This is a genomic window from Acinetobacter sp. Colony158, from assembly GCF_019264745.1.
In the GTDB taxonomy this organism is placed as follows: domain Bacteria; phylum Pseudomonadota; class Gammaproteobacteria; order Pseudomonadales; family Moraxellaceae; genus Acinetobacter; species Acinetobacter ursingii.
Genome location: NZ_CP078523.1, coordinates 8865 through 9091, shown reverse-complemented (window position 1 = coordinate 9091; position 227 = coordinate 8865). Strand labels below are relative to the sequence as shown.

Annotated in this window: 1 pseudogene (only partly in view); it reads left to right on the top strand. The window is 41.0% G+C overall.

Going from position 1 to position 227, the window contains the following annotated elements:
• Nucleotides 1-227 (top strand): annotated as a pseudogene (locus tag JR005_RS14280) (ABC transporter permease); its annotated part runs 84 nt beyond the window's last position; the annotation flags it as partial.

The following is a 227-nucleotide window of genomic DNA, read 5'->3' as shown; positions in this document are numbered from 1 at the left end:
GTCTGATTTTACCGCTAATTTTGATTCTATTATTTGGTTATGGCTTATCTTCGACTTAAATAATGGCCGGGTAGGCGTGGTCGCACAAAAATATTACGCCTCAAAGTCAGCAATTACTTGCAGGTTTAAATGGAACGCCCTATATCACCGCAACGCCTTATAGCAGTTTTTATCAAGCTGAACAGGCGATGGGACGCGCTGAAATAGATGCTATTGTCAATTTACCT